This window comes from Acinetobacter sp. YH01011 (assembly GCF_013420785.1).
GTDB classification, from domain to species: Bacteria; Pseudomonadota; Gammaproteobacteria; order Pseudomonadales; family Moraxellaceae; genus Acinetobacter; species Acinetobacter towneri.
Genome location: NZ_VOYG01000009.1, coordinates 1 through 17229 on the forward strand (window position 1 = coordinate 1; position 17229 = coordinate 17229).

At 43.3% G+C, this 17229-nt stretch carries 15 protein-coding genes; 8 read left to right on the forward strand and 7 right to left on the reverse strand.

The genetic code is table 11. The features are described from left to right. Positions 1–254: 254 nt before the first annotated feature. From FTT78_RS07415 to rsfS, 5 genes are all read left to right on the forward strand, one after another. The gene (locus FTT78_RS07415; protein ID WP_180043994.1) at positions 255–3071 is read left to right on the forward strand and encodes an ATP-binding protein; all 2817 of its coding nucleotides are present in this window, start codon (positions 255–257) and stop codon (positions 3069–3071) included. Positions 3072–3267: 196 nt separating this feature from the next. Next, positions 3268–4053 carry a crotonase/enoyl-CoA hydratase family protein gene (locus tag FTT78_RS07420; protein WP_179995949.1) on the forward strand — a complete coding sequence of 262 codons (786 nt, stop codon included), beginning with the start codon at positions 3268–3270 and terminating at the stop codon, positions 4051–4053. Between the two features lie 90 nt (positions 4054–4143). Continuing rightward, positions 4144–5010 carry an NAD(P)-dependent oxidoreductase gene (locus FTT78_RS07425; RefSeq protein ID WP_004974928.1) on the forward strand — a complete coding sequence of 289 codons (867 nt, stop codon included), beginning with the start codon at positions 4144–4146 and terminating at the stop codon, positions 5008–5010. 45 nt (positions 5011–5055) lie between these two features. After that, complete coding sequence (locus tag FTT78_RS07430) at positions 5056–5850, forward strand: hydroxypyruvate isomerase family protein (protein WP_180043996.1); 795 nt, start codon at positions 5056–5058, stop codon at positions 5848–5850. Between the two features lie 75 nt (positions 5851–5925). Next, complete coding sequence (rsfS, locus tag FTT78_RS07435) at positions 5926–6327, forward strand: ribosome silencing factor (protein WP_004974926.1); 402 nt, start codon at positions 5926–5928, stop codon at positions 6325–6327. A 209-nt stretch (positions 6328–6536) separates the two neighbouring features. On the opposite strand, the gene FTT78_RS07440 is transcribed toward rsfS, so the two are convergent. Genes FTT78_RS07440 through FTT78_RS07450 form a run of 3 tightly spaced genes read right to left on the reverse strand, consistent with a single transcriptional unit; the run spans position 6537 to position 9448 of the window. Next, positions 6537–7982: an NAD(P)(+) transhydrogenase (Re/Si-specific) subunit beta gene (locus FTT78_RS07440; protein ID WP_004974925.1), complete on the reverse strand. Its 1446-nt coding sequence runs from the start codon at positions 7980–7982 to the stop codon at positions 6537–6539. A gap of 3 nt (positions 7983–7985) precedes the next feature. Then, positions 7986–8309, reverse strand: a complete 324-nt coding sequence (locus tag FTT78_RS07445) for a proton-translocating transhydrogenase family protein (RefSeq protein WP_004974924.1) — start codon at positions 8307–8309, stop codon at positions 7986–7988. 11 nt (positions 8310–8320) lie between these two features. Beyond that, on the reverse strand, positions 8321–9448 hold the full coding sequence (locus tag FTT78_RS07450; protein ID WP_004974923.1) for a Re/Si-specific NAD(P)(+) transhydrogenase subunit alpha: 1128 nt from the start codon (positions 9446–9448) through the stop codon (positions 8321–8323). 882 nt (positions 9449–10330) lie between these two features. On the opposite strand from FTT78_RS07450, the gene FTT78_RS07455 reads away from it, so the two are divergent. Both FTT78_RS07455 and FTT78_RS07460 read left to right on the forward strand, forming a co-directional pair. Next, the gene (locus FTT78_RS07455) at positions 10331–11254 is read left to right on the forward strand and encodes a DMT family transporter (RefSeq protein WP_096901401.1); all 924 of its coding nucleotides are present in this window, start codon (positions 10331–10333) and stop codon (positions 11252–11254) included. A 94-nt stretch (positions 11255–11348) separates the two neighbouring features. Beyond that, on the forward strand, positions 11349–12539 hold the full coding sequence (locus tag FTT78_RS07460) for an MFS transporter (RefSeq protein WP_167846303.1): 1191 nt from the start codon (positions 11349–11351) through the stop codon (positions 12537–12539). 28 nt (positions 12540–12567) lie between these two features. Here the strand turns inward: FTT78_RS07460 and FTT78_RS07465 are convergent, their stop codons facing one another. Further along, positions 12568–13212, reverse strand: a complete 645-nt coding sequence (locus FTT78_RS07465; protein WP_004974903.1) for a hypothetical protein — start codon at positions 13210–13212, stop codon at positions 12568–12570. A gap of 230 nt (positions 13213–13442) precedes the next feature. Here FTT78_RS07465 and dusA point away from each other — a divergent pair, with 230 nt between their 5' ends. Continuing rightward, a complete protein-coding gene (dusA, locus tag FTT78_RS07470; protein ID WP_004974902.1) occupies positions 13443–14465 on the forward strand; it encodes a tRNA dihydrouridine(20/20a) synthase DusA in 1023 nt (340 codons plus the stop codon). Positions 14466–14528: 63 nt separating this feature from the next. On the opposite strand, the gene FTT78_RS07475 is transcribed toward dusA, so the two are convergent. The 3 genes from FTT78_RS07475 to FTT78_RS07485 form a co-directional block, all read right to left on the reverse strand. Then, the gene (locus tag FTT78_RS07475; RefSeq protein ID WP_096901398.1) at positions 14529–15302 is read right to left on the reverse strand and encodes a ThiF family adenylyltransferase; all 774 of its coding nucleotides are present in this window, start codon (positions 15300–15302) and stop codon (positions 14529–14531) included. A gap of 68 nt (positions 15303–15370) precedes the next feature. Further along, positions 15371–16195 carry a TatD family hydrolase gene (locus FTT78_RS07480; protein ID WP_167846304.1) on the reverse strand — a complete coding sequence of 275 codons (825 nt, stop codon included), beginning with the start codon at positions 16193–16195 and terminating at the stop codon, positions 15371–15373. A gap of 1 nt (position 16196) precedes the next feature. Next, complete coding sequence (locus FTT78_RS07485; RefSeq protein ID WP_180043998.1) at positions 16197–17213, reverse strand: RsiV family protein; 1017 nt, start codon at positions 17211–17213, stop codon at positions 16197–16199. Between the last annotated feature and the right edge of the window lie 16 nt (positions 17214–17229).

A 17229-nucleotide genomic window follows, 5' to 3' on the forward strand; every position in this document is an offset into this window, starting at 1 on the left:
TGACATAATTCCAGACGAAGTTCACTTCTGATGCTAGTTGGTCTAACACCTTGCAATGTTTGTCTTTTATACGTAATTTAAGGGTTTTCATGTACTTATATTAACAATCAAAACTCAAGGAAAATAGTCCTTAGTTAAATCAAACGACACTTCATGTCGTGTCGCTTATATCTCTGACCTGAAGGACTGAGTTTTACGCTCCATTTGATAAAGCATGCTAAACTGCCAAACATAGGGATTAAACTGCGTTAACCATGTCAAATATCAATAAAAAGTTATTTAAGCGCTTACATTTAAATCATGCTTATGGACAGCTGATTGCACTTATTTTTGTGCCAATTATGGTTTTGGCATGCGTCGGCACGATGCTAGTTTTATCTGAAACCTCGAATGCCGCAAAAGCACAGCAGCGACAAATGGCAATTGCGATTTTGACCCGTTTTGAGTTGCCATCTGAAGCAGCTTTGCATCAACTGGCTAGCTTTCCGTGGAAGTACGAAGAAGCACGTACTTTTATGCAAAACATGATGAACGAAAAGCACTTGATTCGTACTGCACTGATTGATGCTTCTGGTACACGCCGTTTAAGCATGGGCTTTCAAGACCAAGCCGAATGGCCCAAATTCCCTAAAAATGCCGATTTTTTTGGCCCAATTCTGTATAAAAATAATCATGTGTATGGCATGCAAATTCAGCAAGACATCAACCGTCCTGCATGGTTGCTGATTGAACTGGACAATCAGCCATTACAAATTGCCCGTTATCGGGTCATGATTGTATTAATTGCCACAGGCTTGCTGACCCTGTTGTTGTTATTGCTGTGTCTGAATTTCTATTCACGACGCTGGATTGCACCCATGTATGAAATTCGCATGCAGCTACAACGCCTGAATGCCGATACGCTAGATCAACACATGGTCATTAACAGTACTGGCGAATTACGCTTACTGCAGCGGGATATTGCCAATGTGGTAAAACGCCTGCATTTCAGCTTTTTAGAACTCAAAGAACATACCGAACAAACCGAAGATGACTTGCGCCGCACCCTCGATACTTTGGAAGTGCAAAACATCACTTATCGTCAGGCACGTGACCAAGCGATTTCTGCCAACCAGTCTAAATCGGTATTTTTAGCCAACATCAGTCACGAACTCAGAACACCACTGAACAGTATTGATGGCTTTATTCACCTGTTATTGCGTCAGGAAAATCTTAGCAATGAACAGAATTTATATTTACAGACCATTCGTAAATCATCGGCGCATCTTTTAGCACTCATTAATGACGTATTGGATTTTTCTAAAATTGATGCAGGCAAACTGGAACTGGATACCGCACCCTTTGATTTAGAAGAAGCCATTTTTGATGTGATGGATATGCTCTCGCCTTTGGCTGCGCAAAAACACATCAACATGGCCTTTTATTTTGCCAATAATGTGCCGCAATATGTGCTGGGCGATGCTTTACGTTTCAAGCAAATTTTAACCAATTTAATTTCCAATGCGATTAAATTCACCCCCGATGGTGAAATTATTGTACGGGCGCGGGTAGAACATGACGATATTGGACAATGCTTAATTCACTTTAGCGTCCAAGACAGTGGCATTGGCTTAAGCGGTACAGACCGTAAAAAATTGTTTGAGTCTTTCTCTCAAGGTGATACTTCGGTCACGCGTCAATTTGGTGGTACAGGTTTAGGTTTGGCCATTTCCAAACAGTTGGTGCATTTGATGCAAGGTCAAATTGGCTTTGAAGACAATCAGGAACGCGCCCCAACCGAAAAAGGCTCGACCTTCTGGTTTACTGCCATGTTTGCGGTAGATGAAGCGCATGCACAGCAGCATCCAAACTTTAAAGAGATTCAGGTGGTGTCGTATTTGGCGCACCCTGCCACAGCGAATGTCTTGCGTCATTATCTTGAAAATTATGCGGTGCGACATATTGAAGCCGCTTCAATTTTAGATTTATTTAGCCGCTTAAAAGATGTATCCGACCTGCAAGACAATACTTGGTTGATTGTTGATCATAGTGGCGACACCGAAGCTTTATTAAAAGAAATTCGTACCCGTTATCAAGGTAACTTGGCAGTGTATGGCTATCAAATGGCGCTAGACCCAAGTCTGTTAAATGAATATCGTGCGCGCGCTTTGTATCAACCGCTCAGTCGTTCAGCCTTAATTGACTTACTCAACAATGAAAACAGTTTTGATGAACAGGAGTCTGCATCATTTGATGGTAAAGGCCTGCACGTTTTAGCGGTGGATGACCATCTACCAAACCTGATTGTACTCGAAGCCTTGTTGGGCGAACTGAATGTGACCACCACCAAAGCGCAAAGTGGTCAGGAAGCTTTGGGGATTTTGCAGCAACGCATTGAGCAGGGACAGCAACCATTTGACCTGATCTTTATGGATATTCAAATGCCTGTGATGTCGGGGGTAGATACCACCCGTGCGATTCGTTCTTTAGAATCGACTTTGGAAAATCACAAACGCTTACCTATTATTGCCCTCACCGCGCATGCTCTTGCCGATGAAAAGCAAAAATTACTCAAAGTCGGTATGGATGACTATGTCACCAAACCGATTCAGATTGAACAAATCATCCAAATTTTAACCCATTGGACCACGCAAAGTTTTAATAAGCCACCTGCAGTCGATAAAGCCATTGTGATTGAAGCGCTAGATCCACAGGTGTTGGATTGGCAACAAAGCCTAATGCTGGCAGCCAACAAAGAAGACCTTGCAGTGGATTTACTGAAAATGCTAGTGGATAGCTTTGCCACAGAATTACATGAAATTGAACAGCTGATTGAACTGGAAGATTTCCCACAACTCGAGCATGTGTTGCATCGTCTGTATGGTGCGACCCGCTATGTTGGCACACCGAACCTGCAAGAAGTAACAGGCTCATTTGAACAGTTTGTTTCGACCTTACGTAAAGAACGTCGTAAAGCCGATGATCTGTTTGTGCAAGAGGTCTTAAACCGTTATCAGGAATTACAAACCTGTATACAGCAAGTTGAACATGCAGCAGAACACATTTTTACCAAACATAATGCGGCGAGTTAGCCAACATCAAAGTGACATTCACCGCGAACGCCTCAACGAGAAGATACAGTTTGTAAGCACGACTCACCCAGCACTATTCACAAAAAAAAGTCACGTAATCAAAGGCAAGGTCGCAAGGCTTTGCCGTGACTCTGCTGTCATTTATCGCACTGCTGCCCATGTTATGCTTTGCCCAGTAAAAACAAGAGCTCACATCATGACCTTACTTCGTATCGAAAAAAATAACGGCATCGCCACAGTTTCCCTGAACCGCCCAGACAAACGCAATGCCATGAGTTTTGCCCTACTTAAAGAATTGGTGCGGACTGCCGAAAAACTTAAAAAAGACCGCAGCTTACGTTGTGTAATTTTAACAGGCGAAGCAAAGGTATTTAGTGCAGGCATTGACTTGGCCGACCTCAACAATCCACAAAACCGTGCATTTGCGGCTTGGGAATTAATTAAGCCAGGGCAAAGCCTGTTTCAAAAAGCATTTCTCGTTTGGCAACAATTGCCTGTACCTGTAATTGCTGCAATTGAAGGCTATTGTTTTGGCGCAGGGATGCAATTGGCTTTGGCTGCAGATATTCGTATCGCGCATCCTGACACGCAAATGTCGATTATGGAAAGCCGTTGGGGCTTAGTGCCTGATATGGGGCTAAGCCGTTCATTAAAAGGTTTAATTGGTTTAGACCTTGCCAAAGAACTGACCTTAACTGCACGTATTTTTGATGCCAACTATGCCAAAGAAATTGGCTTGGTCACGCATTTAGATGCAACACCTTTACAAAAAGCACAAGACCTTGCTGAAGAAATTGCACAACGCTCTCCTGATGCATTGGCTGCAGCCAAACAAGTGCTGGATGCTATGGAACATGCGCCAAATAAATCTTTACGTTTAGAAAAAATTTGGCAATTAAAATTATTGCTGGGTAAAAATAGCCAACTGGCACGTAAAAAGGACAAGAACCCTGAAGTGACCTTTGCACCGCGTCAGTTTTGATTCAGTTCAAACACAACAGACTTTGACCAAAGGCTAAATTGACATTTCAAGCCAGACTTGTACTGTAGGCAAAAACGGAGAATCAGCGCTATGCATTTTGATCGTGACACAAAAATCGCTTTTTTAGGTATGGGACTCATGGGTACGCGCATGGCAACCCGCTTAGTTCAGGCAGGTTTTGAGGTCGCGGTGTGGAATCGTAGCCCTGCGGCTTGCGAATCTGTGCTCAGTCTGGGGGCAAAGTCGCTGCAATTGAGCGAGATCGGACAATATCCAGTGATCTTGAGTTGCCTTGCCGATGATCATGCCGTCCAAGCTGTATTAGATCAAATTGAGCCATTTTTGACTGCTCAACAAGTCATTGTCGATTTTTCCAGTTTGTCTGTAGATCAAACCCAAAAGCTAGCGCAGCAAGCCAGCCTCAAACAGGTCACATGGATTGACTCACCTGTATCGGGAGGCACTGCGGGAGCCGAACAAGGTAGTTTGGTGATTTTTGCAGGGGGTGATGCAAACACCATCGAAAAATTAAGCCCGATTTATCATGTGCTGTCACAACGTGTAACCCGTATGGGCGAAACAGGCACAGGACAAGCCACTAAAATCTGCAACCAACTGATTGTTGCTGCCAACAGCACCCTAATTGCCGAAGCCGTTGCCCTAGCTGGACAGGCAGGTGTAGACACCCGTTTACTTGCACCTGCTTTGGCGGGTGGTTTTGCCGACTCGAAACCGTTTCAGATTTTAACTCCACGTATGGCAACTCACAGTTTTGAGCCTGTGCAATGGAAAGTCCAAACCCTGTCTAAAGATTTAAACAATGCCTTACAACTGGCAGCGCAATTTCAGTTACAGATTCCTGTGGCAGAAAAAGCCCTTTCACAACTGCAAGCCCATCAAGCTAAGGGTTTTGCAGAAGCAGATTTAGCCACCATTATTCATCAGGTCGAAGCTTAATCGGCTTGATTCCTGATCCAACCTTTGCCTGCAAGGAGCACCTGCATGTCTAAACTGGCGGTTAATCTGTCGATGATTTTTACCGAAGTGCCTTTAATTGAACGCTTTGCCCTTGCACGCGAACATGGTTTTCAGCATGTTGAAATTCAATTTCCCTATGAGCTGAGTATTGAGCAGATTCAAACCCAACTCACACTCCACCAACTCAGCCTGTGTTTAATCAATGTCCCTGCGGGTGACCTCATGCAAGGCGGCAATGGTTTGGCGGGCGTACCCGGAAAAGAGATTGAATTTCATCATGCCTTAGAGTTAGCCATCCGCTATGCCACGGCATTAAATGTCCCTAGCGTCAATATTTTGGCAGGCAAACAACCTGTCGATGCCGATTTACTGCCTTGCTTAAACACACTGGCAGAAAACCTAAAACTGGCCTGCTCGATGCTCACTCAACATCATATTCAGCCTGTCTTTGAAATGATTAATGGCACCGACATGCCACGCTTTTTAGTACAAAATATTGCGCAAGCTCAAGAGATGCTAGAAGCAGTCAAACATCCTGCTCTTAAAATGCAATACGACTGTTATCACATGGCGATGATGGGTGAAGATGTGCTGAGCGCATTGCAAGAAAACATTCAGGATATTGGTCATATCCAGTTTGCCGACAATCCAGGACGCCATGAACCCGATTCAGGCGAGCTAGACTATACTACTATTTTCAAATGGTTACAGCACAGTGCTTATTCAGGCTATATCGCTGCAGAATACCACCCAAGTCTGGCGTCAAATCAATCATTTGCATGGAAAGACAAATACTTTCCCTCAAATCAAAGTGGTTAAAATTAAACCGATTTGAAATTTCAGGCTAAAACAGCTATATTAGACGATGAATAATTTTAGGAAATTATACACCCCATGAATTTAGAACCATCGCCCGGCGCTTCTAATTCTCACGATCTTGCAATGAATACCCAAAAGCATGACGTACAAACTTGTCTTAAAGTTGTACATGAAGCTCTCCTTGATGTAAAAGCCAAAGAAATTGTTGAACTTGATGTCAGCAGCATCAGCAATGTTTCAGATGCCATTGTGATTGCTAGCGGTACATCAACTCGCCACGTAAAATCTCTTGCCGACAATGTTGCCGAAGAAGCGCGCAAAGCAGGCTTCCGCCCAATTGGTATTGAAGGTGAACGTGATGCAGAATGGATCTTGGTCGATCTTGGTATGGTAGTGGTTCACATCATGCTACCAACAGCACGTAAATTCTATGACCTAGAAAGCTTATGGCGCACTACGCCTGAGTCTGTTGCTTAATACAACAGCTCACTTGAGCAGCCTTAAAGATACACAAAAAGCGACTTTCAAATAAGTCGCTTTTTTAATGCGGATCTTTTGAAGTTTAGATCTCTAATCGTTTTTATATCGTATTAACCTACCCTAACCAAATTCCCTATCTCAACTGACCACTTTACATCAGCCATAAAAAACCGCCCGAAGGCGGTTTCATCTCTAGGAACAGTGTCTTAGTGACCTGTACCGTTGATTGATTTAGTCATATCTTCCACAACTTTCTTGGCATCACCAAAAATCATCATGGTCTTGTCGTTATAGAACAAGTCGTTGTCTAGACCCGCATAACCTGTTGCCATTGAGCGCTTGATGACCATAATGGTACGTGCTTTATGCGCTTCAAGAATTGGCATGCCGTAAATTGGCGAGTTTGGATCGTCTTTTGCCGCAGGGTTAACTACGTCATTTGCACCAATCACCAACACCACATCTGTTGCAGGGAAATCTGAGTTGATTTCGTCCATTTCTAAGATGTCTTCATACGGTACGTCTGCTTCTGCAAGTAATACGTTCATGTGACCCGGCATACGACCTGCCACTGGGTGAATCGCAAAACGAACAGTTACACCTTGCTCTTTTAACAAGTTGGCCAATTCTTTGACCGCATTCTGTGCACGACCTTGCGCCATACCATAGCCCGGTACAATTACTACGCTGTCTGCATTTGACATCAAGAAGCCAGCATCATCAGCAGAACCTGAACGGTAGTTACGTTGCACTTGCGCACCCGCTGCTGCCGTTGGTGCTGCTGCACCGCCCATCGCACCACCAAACAATACGTTGATGATTGAACGGTTCATGGCTTTACACATGATGTAAGACAGAATCGCACCTGAAGAACCGACCAATGAGCCTGCAACAATCAGCATGTTGTTTTCAAGTGTGAAACCAATACCTGCTGCCGCCCAACCTGAGAACGAGTTCAACAATGACACCACAACTGGCATGTCACCACCACCCACTGGTGCAATCCATACCCAACCGAATGCCAATGCTAAACCTGTCATTGCCCAGAATGAAGTCATGTTGCCGCTCAGGAAGAAGTGAATCCCAAAACCGAGCATAGCAAGGAAAATTAACGCCTGAACAGGTTTTACCCATGCACCCGAAATAGTTTTTGCCCATTTCTTCGCCGCCAATTTACCGTATGCAAAAACAGATGCAGTAAAGGTAATCGCCCCCACGAAACAGCCCACAAACAATTCAAATAAATGAACTTTGCTCATTTCATGGAAAGTAATGCCATTTGCAGCCAACAAGTCTGGACCAAGTTCGATTAACTTGTTGTTATGAATAATCGCAGCAATCGCAATTAAAACTGCAGCCAAACCGACTAAAGAGTGCATTAACGCTACAGTTTCAGGCATTTGAGTCATTGGCACCGTACGTGCGCGGGCAATACCCACCACCGCACCTGCTGCCATAGCTGCCAGAATCATCCACACAACTGGATTGTCTGCCACAAAGAATGTAGTCAAGACTGCAATCGCCATTGCGATCATGCCGTAACGGTTGCCCGCAATCGCAGTTTTAGGCCCAGACAAACCACGTAAAGTTAAGATAAAGAGCACAGCCCCGATTAAATAGAACCAGTCTGCATATTCACGAATAAATTCCATGCATTAGCCCTCTTTTTTCTTTGCTTTTGGTTTGAACATTTCCAGCATACGTGCAGTCACTGCAAAACCACCGAAAATATTGATGCTTGCCAAGAACACAGCAATCGCACCCAGTACACTCACCACATTAATGGTTTGGAAATCGACACTGCCTTCTACACCCATGATTGGTAGACCAACAGTTTGAATCATCGCACCGACAATAATGATTGAAGAAAGTGCATTGGTTACTGCCATTAATGGCGTATGTAACGCAGGTGTTACCCCCCACACCACGTAGTAACCTACGAAGATGGCAAGGACAAAAATCGTAATTGTTTCAACCATGAGAATTCTCCTTAACCACGCTTTAACAGCACTTGACCGTTATGAGTGACCAGCAACGCTTTCTGAATTTCTTCTTCAGGATTCAATGCGAAGTTCTTGTCGTTATCAAATAATGTTTCAACAAAATTCAACACATTACGCGCATATAGTGCAGATGCTTCTGTCGATACAGTCGATGGAATGTTTGGAATACCCAAAATTTTCACACCATTGGCAGTCACTACAGTTTCACCGCATTGTGAACCTTCGACGTTACCGCCCGTTTCGACTGCCATATCTAAAATCACAGAACCCGGCTTCATTTTTGCCACAGTTTCCGCTTTGATTAAACGCGGTGCATCACGACCCGGCAATAACGCAGTGGTAATCACGATATCCGCATTAGAAACGGCTTTATCGACAATCACTGCTTGGTCTTTAATGTATTGTTCACCAGGCATCCAGCCATAACCATTTTTGGCAGCATCGGCAGCTTTTTGTTGTTCTTCTTCAGACATTGGTACGTCTAACCACTTACCACCCAAAGATTCCACCTGATCTTTTGCCGTTGGACGCAAGTCAGTTGCTTCGACTACAGCACCTAAACGCTTCGCTGTTGCAATGGCTTGCAAACCAGCAACACCCACACCCATGATCACAACACGCGCAGGTTTTACAGTACCCGCTGCCGTCATTAACATTGGGAACATGCGTTGATATTCTGCTGCAGCCAACAACACAGATTTATAACCTGCCAAGTTGGCTTGTGATGACAACACGTCCATATTTTGCGCACGCGACAAGGTACGTGGCAAAAGCTCTAAAGCAAATGCAGACACCTGAGCCGCAGCAAATTGGTCTAATTCAGTATTGCGGTAAGGATCAAACATCGCCACCACAGTGCTGTTCGGTGCAAGTTTTTGAATTTCTTCACCCTTTGGGGCACGAACTTTCAAAATCATTTGGCTACCGCGATAAGCATCATCTGTCATGGTCGCGCCTACTTGTTCATAAGCGCTGTCGATATAAGCGGCTTTTACGCCTGCACCACGTTCAATGACTACGCTATGACCCGCGCTAATCAACTTCTTTACTGTTTCTGGCGTCGCAGCGACACGATTTTCACCGACAACAGTTTCGGTTGGAATTCCGATCTGCATGAGCGTTCCTCAAGCTAGTTTTTCTTAAGTCAACATCGTGGATAACGATGCTTTCCCCTCAGGATAAGTTTTGTTGAATTTTTGGATTCTAATGCAACATTTTTAAATTACCACCCAATATTTATTTAATAAATACCCATATTTTGAACTGATGATTCATAAAAATATTGTTGCGAGATATAATTGATAAGTTTTGCTTATTGAATATAAGTCTAATTATTCAGCAAAACTTCGATTTGAAGTGTCTAAAAGAAAAAAAGCGATGCTTTGAGCTTGCAGTTGACCACATTTAAATGAATTAAGCATTGATCATTCTGACACGCATTTCACTTAATTGGGAAAATCCGACTTAGCGCTAAAAGATTGCATATCTATACATTTAAGCGCTAAAAGCAAAAACTTAAACACCAAATTGACTTTTTTGACAATTTTTACACCGCACAACATGGTTCAATTTAGAAGTGTTTTGCTCATCTGAAAACCTTAGAAAAACCTACCTTTGCCTTATGAGTAAAACCGAATATTTGAAACAGTAAAACTTTTAAAAGAAGCTTGAATTTATTCAACTCAGGTCTAAGTTAAGTGCTGCTATTTTTTTCATTTTTTTTGTGCGTCATTTTGTCTGATGATGGATTTTCTCTGTTTTGCAATATTTTCAACTAATTTGCACCATTATCGTGCAAATCCCATTTACTCTACTTTTCACAAAATTTATGCCATCTCAAGCAGACCATCTGCATAAAATCGGCTATGCTTGCTCAAATACAGCACACACAGCTTGATCCATGCAGTCGCATCTGCCTTTATCTATCATGCAACTTGCATTTGTGTGCGCAGCATGTGTCACTTCTCTTGCATCCACCTTGCTCGACAGCATTTTTCATGATCAGACTTAACGCCACACAATGGGGCTCCATCTTTGCCTTATTTGCAGCCTTTTTGTTTAGTACCAAAGCCATTTTTATTAAACAGGCTTATGCACTTTCACCGTTGGTCGATGCAACCGTACTCATGGCTTTGCGCATGGCAAGTGCCCTGCCTTTCTTCTTGCTGATTTGTTGGCTCAATCGCCATCACAGTCGCAACATCTCTACACGCAATTGGCTGCTAATAATATTTGCAGGTCTGATGGGCTATTATTTTTCTAGCTGGCTGGATTTTTTAGGGCTGATGTTCATTAGCGCTTCATTAGAACGCATTATTCTGTTTTTATATCCAACGCTCACCGTTCTGGCTTCGAGCGTAATGTATCGGCAGAAACTGAGCTGGCTGAGTCTGTTTGCAATTGCTCTGAGTTATGGCGGAACAGTGATTGTGATGTTACAGGAACAGAGCAATACCCCACATGACACGTATTTTTGGTTAGGCAGTAGTTTGGTGTTCGCCAGTGCAGTGTGTTTTGCAGGCTATTTATTGCTGACCAAAAGCCTGATTCAGCATTTTGGTTCATGGAATTTTACAGGTCTGGCTTTAAGTACTGCCTGCATCGGTACGCTTACACATTACAGTTTGGTCACACCGAATCCACTGGGACTGGTGCAACAACTGCCTGTAGAAGTGCTGGGCTATGGCATAGCTTTAGGGATATTTGTCACAGTCTTGCCCACCTTACTCATGGCGCACAGTATCGCCCGTTTAGGTGCGGCACAATCGGCCATGATTGCTTCAATTGGCCCCATCTTGACGATTCTATTGGCCACAGCATTTTTAGGTGAACATCTAAATGGCATACAATGGTTCGGCTGCATGCTCAATATTGTAGGCGTGATGATGATCACCTTGTCCAAAAACAAGTTCTCTCATTAAGTTAAAGGCGACATCCTGCCACTAATGAAGTTGAATATTGGATTCAATCTTTGAGCTACTGCAACCCCGTTTTACCATTGACCTTAGGATAATTATGAACACTGCACCCGACATCAGCCAAGATAAAACCCTGCTCTGGTTGATGGCGATCGCCTGTGGTCTATGCGCGGGGGCGAATTATTATTGCCAACCGCTGATTTACTCGATTCATCAATCTTTCCAAATTCCGCAATCCCAAGTGGCATTGACAGTGACTTTTTCACAAGTGTCTTATGCTCTGGGTTTATTATTCATTGTGCCCATGGGCGATATTGTCAATAAAACCAAATTCATTCCCTTATTGATGTTTTTGGCCTCGATTGGCTTATTTTTATGTGCCTTTTCCAGCAATTTAAGCATGCTATGGATTGGCACGATTATCACAGGGCTGTTTTCAGTTGCAGCACAAGTCTTAATTCCCTTTGCCACCATGACCGTAAAACCTGAAAAAATGGGTGAAGTGGTCGGTTTATTGATGAGTGGTTTATTGGTCGGTATTTTACTTTCGACCAGTTTGGCAGGTTTGCTGTCCAACTTATTCCATTGGAAAGTGATTTACCTGATTAGCGGTGTGCTGATGCTTTGCATTGCCGCGGTACTCAAAGCACGCTTACCCTTTATCTCAACCAGCAAACTCAGCTATTTGGCCGTGTTTCAGTCTATGGGCAAACTCATTTTAGAAGAACGTCGTTTGGTCTATCGTGCCTTGCTCGGTGCGTTTGCTTTTGCAGCGATGAGCGTGTTGTTTTCCACCATTGCAGTATTACTCAAATCCAGTTTTGGCTTAGCTGACTTTATGGTGGGCATTGTGGCAATGGTGGGTGTATTCGGTGCTCTTTCGACCAAACACGTGGGGAAAATTGCAGATCGTGGCTATGTTACAGCGCTGACGTGGGGTGGTTTGGCGCTATTGGCAATCAGTTGGGTCTTTCTATACAACGGACAATTTAGCTTATGGAGCTATATTCTTGGTTTTGGCTTAATTAACCTTGGGCTTGCCACCGTACACAGCAGCAACCAAAATGTAATTTTTCGCTTACGCCCCGATGCCAAATCGCGGATTAACTCAATTTATATGACCAGTTATTTTACTGGCGGTGCTTGTGGTTCTGCCTTGGGAATCTATGCATGGCAACACGGTGGATGGTTATGGAGTTGCCTAGTTGGTTTGTGTTTTGTTACCGCCGCAATGAGCTTTGCCCTACTCGACTGGCAGCATCAACGTCAACACACCGCCATGCCTTAAACGCTGCGATTACAATCAAGCAAGTCGCTTAAGACATTTGCATCACAGGGTAAAATGGCTGACTCAATTCCACATTTTCTAAATTTTCCAATAAGATTTGGATAAAACACGGCATCAACGCACACAGTAAAGTATTGGCATGGCTGAGTTGTTTGCGGTTGATTGCACTGTTATAAGTTGCACCACCTTGTAAAAGTTGCTGCTGTAACGTCAATAAGCGCTTAAACAAACATGCCAAAATTGTAGCTGAATCATGGATGTGCAATGCCTGCATAATCTGCTGTTTCTCTGCTTCATAATCTGCACGCCATTCAGCTTCAGTCATTTTTTGATTACGCCAATCCCAAAAACTTTGATACAAATAAGGGTTGGTCAGCAACACCTCTAAACTTTGTGGATATTTTTCCCAAATAATTCTCGCCATGCGCTGATCGACATCTTTTTGATACATACGCTGCACAAATTGCTGCAAGGTCTGTTGTGTATGCTCTGCCGTTTGACCTTGCGCATACAAGGCACTCAACGCCACCCATGCTGTCATAAATTGCATATCGACATCATCATGAAACTCAATGGCTTTTTTCCACCAACTTAAACTGCGCTGCATGCGTAAATTAAATGCCGTTGAAAATTCATTTTTCTTAGTTCGATAAATTTCTTCTAATACCAACATTTTATTTTCCCTCTTATGCTGCGTTATCCTATCTTTTCAACATACTAAAAAACGGCTACGCATACAAATACTGAGCAGTTCCGCTTTAGCATCTACGGTTGCGCTGCTTTGTTCATAGCGAACAAAGCAAAGTTAATGCCAATGGATGTGGGTTGGGGATACTGTCGATTTTCACTTAAACCCCGTATAATGCGCGGTCTTGTGCTTTTGTTTTTCAATTCAGGTGGGTTATGACACGTGCCATCCAAACTTTACAACCTCGCATTTCGGTTGCCCCTATGATGGATTGGACTACCCGCGATTACCGTTTTTTTGCACGTTTATTTAACCCCAATATCATTCTGTATACTGAAATGGTAACCACTGGCGCAATTTTATTTGGTGATGCCAAGCGCCATTTAGATTACAGCAAAGAAGAACATCCTATTGTCTTGCAGTTGGGCGGTTCAAATCCGAAAGACCTTGCGACCTGCAGTAAAATGGCACAAGACTGGGGTTATGATGAAATCAACCTGAATGTTGGCTGCCCAAGTGATCGAGTACAAAACAATAAAATTGGTGCGTGTTTAATGGCAGAACCAGACTTGGTTGCAGAGTGTATTGCCGCCATGCGTCAATCGGTTGATATTCCTGTGACCGTAAAACATCGCATCGGGATTGATGACATGCACTCTTATGCAGAGATGCTGCATTTTGTGGATACTGTGGCTCAAACAGGTTGCAATAACTTTATCGTGCATGCCCGAATTGCCTTATTACAAGGTTTATCGCCTAAAGAAAACCGCGAAGTTCCGCCTCTGCGTTATGAGGATGTGTATCGCCTAAAACAAGACCGCCCCGAATTGTTAATTGAAATTAATGGTGGAATTAAAACGTTTGCCGAAACCCAACAACACCTCAAGCATGTCGATGGGGTGATGATTGGTCGTGAAGCCTATCACAACCCTTATTTACTGGCAGAGCTTGGGCAATTATGGGGGCTAGAATTACCTGACCGTTTTGAAATTATGCAGCGCATGTTGCCGTATATTGAACAACGTCTACAACAAGGTGCACCACTTTCTGTCATTACCCGCCATATTTTAGGTTTATTCCAAAACCTGCCAGGTGCACGTAAATGGCGTCAGGCACTAAGTGGCGGCAATGCCAAAACATTTGCAGATGTAGAGCAAGCATTGGTCAATATTCAAGCAGCAATGCAGCGTACGGAAGACTATTTAAAAGAGCAGCAGCTACAACGACCTACTGAATAAAGTCATTGGCGATGTGCAAAATCAAAGAACTTTTTTATAAGCCATGCCTCGCATGGCTTTGATTTATGTATTTTTAGCCTGTAAGGCATCTAACTTTTTCAACACTTCTGCCACAGCTACCATCGCAAAACTGGACGTGACCACCACCGCCGAACCATAGCCGCCACAGCGCAAGCCTGCGCTTGGGCATACATCGGCACTAGAAAATGGATTGTCGATGGAATACACACAGGTAATCCCAAACTTTTCTTTTGGCTTTTTACAAATACCTTTGCTGCGTAATTGGGCGCGCAATTTGGCCAACATTGGGTCTTGTTCGGTTTTAGATAAATCTGCCACTCGAATTTTCAACGGATCAAGTTTGCCACCTGCACCACCCGAAACAATCAGTGGAATCTTGTTAAAACGACAATGCAGCATCAACGCTAGTTTAGCTTTTACGTCATCAATGCAATCTAAAATCAAATCAGGTGCAGTCGCCAATAACGCTTTGACGTTATCTGGACTGAGGTAATCATCGACCAAATTAATTTTGATACGTGGATTAATAGAACGGCAACGCTCTGCCATGACATTAATTTTTTCATGCCCCAAGGTTGAGCTCATGGCAGGCAATTGACGGTTAATGTTAGATGCTGCGACCACATCCATATCCACCAATGTCAGCTCGCCGATACCCGTACGTGCCAACGCCTCAACCGCCCAAGAGCCGACACCGCCAATTCCTATCACCATGACATGACTTTGGGCATAATGCTGAAAAGCACTGTCGCCATAAATTTTGGCCACACCTGCAAAACGGCGTTCATATTCATCATCTTGAAGAAGATCTGTCATGCTGCAATCAAATTTAATTTCAAAGTGTGGGCATTTTACTGCGTTTCGCAGACTTCGTGTTGTTTCATCTAAAGTTTAGGCAGGTCTAATACTTGAACACTATTCTGCCAAAGCTGTGCGGCTAAAGTTTGCGGTGCAATATCTAAACAATCCGCTAAACCTTCAAGCACATAAATCAGGTTCGCAGGGGTATTTCGGGTTCGTGATTGAGTATCTGTCTGACAACATAAAGGCGTCATATCGGGGCAGTCGGTTTCCAAAACCAAATGTTCAGCACCAATTTCTTGCACAACACGGCGCAGTTTTTTTGCATTGGGATTGGTAATCTGCCCTGTCACACCAATTTTAAAGCCCAATTTGATCAGTGCTTTGGCTTCTTCTACCCCACCGCTAAAAGCATGTGCAATGCCACCAAACTGAAATTGTTGCTGTTTGAGTATTTTTAAGGTTTCGGCATGAGCCTTACGAATATGTAGCAGTACAGGTTTATGTTGCTGACGAGCGATTTCCAATTGCGCGGCAAAAAAATCTTGCTGCTTTTGAAACGCTTCAGGCTGTTTATGTTCAACCAAAAAAGTGTCTAAGCCAATTTCACCCACCGCGACACAATGCTGTTGTTGCAAAAAATGTTCTAAATCTTGTAAATGTTGGTCTTGATGTTGTTCGATATAAAAAGGATGCAAGCCTGGTGCAAGATGACTTTGTGGCACATGCTCAAGTTGGTTTAAAAACTGTTGTGTAGAGATTAAATCTTGAAAACGTGATTGTACAAAGCCAATCAGTACCAAATGTTCTACGCCTGCTGCCTTGGCCGCATACGCCAATTGCTCCCGATCTGAGTCAAAATCAGGTACATCAAAATGGGTATGCGTATCAAACAGCGCAATGCTCATATTAAGATTTCGCTTTGGTTGTGTTTACTGCACTGGCTTCGGCAGATTTTGCGGTTGCTTCAGAGGCTGCTTCTGTTACAGGCAAATACGCAGCTTTTAAAATCCCCTGCAGTTCTGCATACGGAATGGTTAAACGCGGTAAACCAACGACATAAGGGCCTATTTCATATTCTGCGTATTGCAGAATTAAACCCTGTTGACCTAAATAGTAATTTTCCGACAGCTTAAATTTCCACGCTTGTTCATATTCTTGCACATTGGTGGAAAGTTCAGATGTGATGACCCATTGTTTAAATGCTTCGTAGGCTTTGCGCTCCAATTGTGGACGCTGCTTCTCTAACAGAATGTCATTTAACAATACTAATTTTTTCTGTTCTAAATCAAAATTATAGTATTGCTGTGCCGATGCACCATGCGCTCCGCCCAAATAACTACTGCTATTCAGTACCACGGTTGCCAAAGGCTGATCTGCATTCAAAATTTTAGGCTTAATCATCAAACTGATTTTATGATTTGAGCTTAAAGCTTTCAGTTCCTGATCAAGTACCAAAAAGCTTTGCACATAAGGCACAGTTTGTTTTTCTAATTTTTGCGCCAAAGTTTCCACTTGTGCAATGGCTGCTGCAGTGGGGTTGCTGGCAGGTGCATCTGCAGCACTGGCTGCTGTATTTTCACTGGCTGCATTCTCAACTGCTATAGCCTCAGAAGCCGCCTGCTGTGGTGCAATTTCTAAAATTTGTGCCAATTCTTGAATAATTTTCTGATCAATAAAATGGTCGATAAAGGCCTGATTACTATTCAAACGCTCAATTGAAATTTCAGGGCAGTTATTCCCTTCACATTTAGGCAACGACAAATTCAGTTTTTCAGTATCCCCGACCAGTTTTAAGCTTTGTTGTTCCGCCTGCGTCTGCTCTGGCTCGACTGTTTCTGGTTCGGTTTTCTTTGGCTGACATGCAGTAATCCCTAGCGTTGTAATTAAAATACTGATCGCCAAAATACTTTTATTTTTCAACATGGATCCAACCTTGATT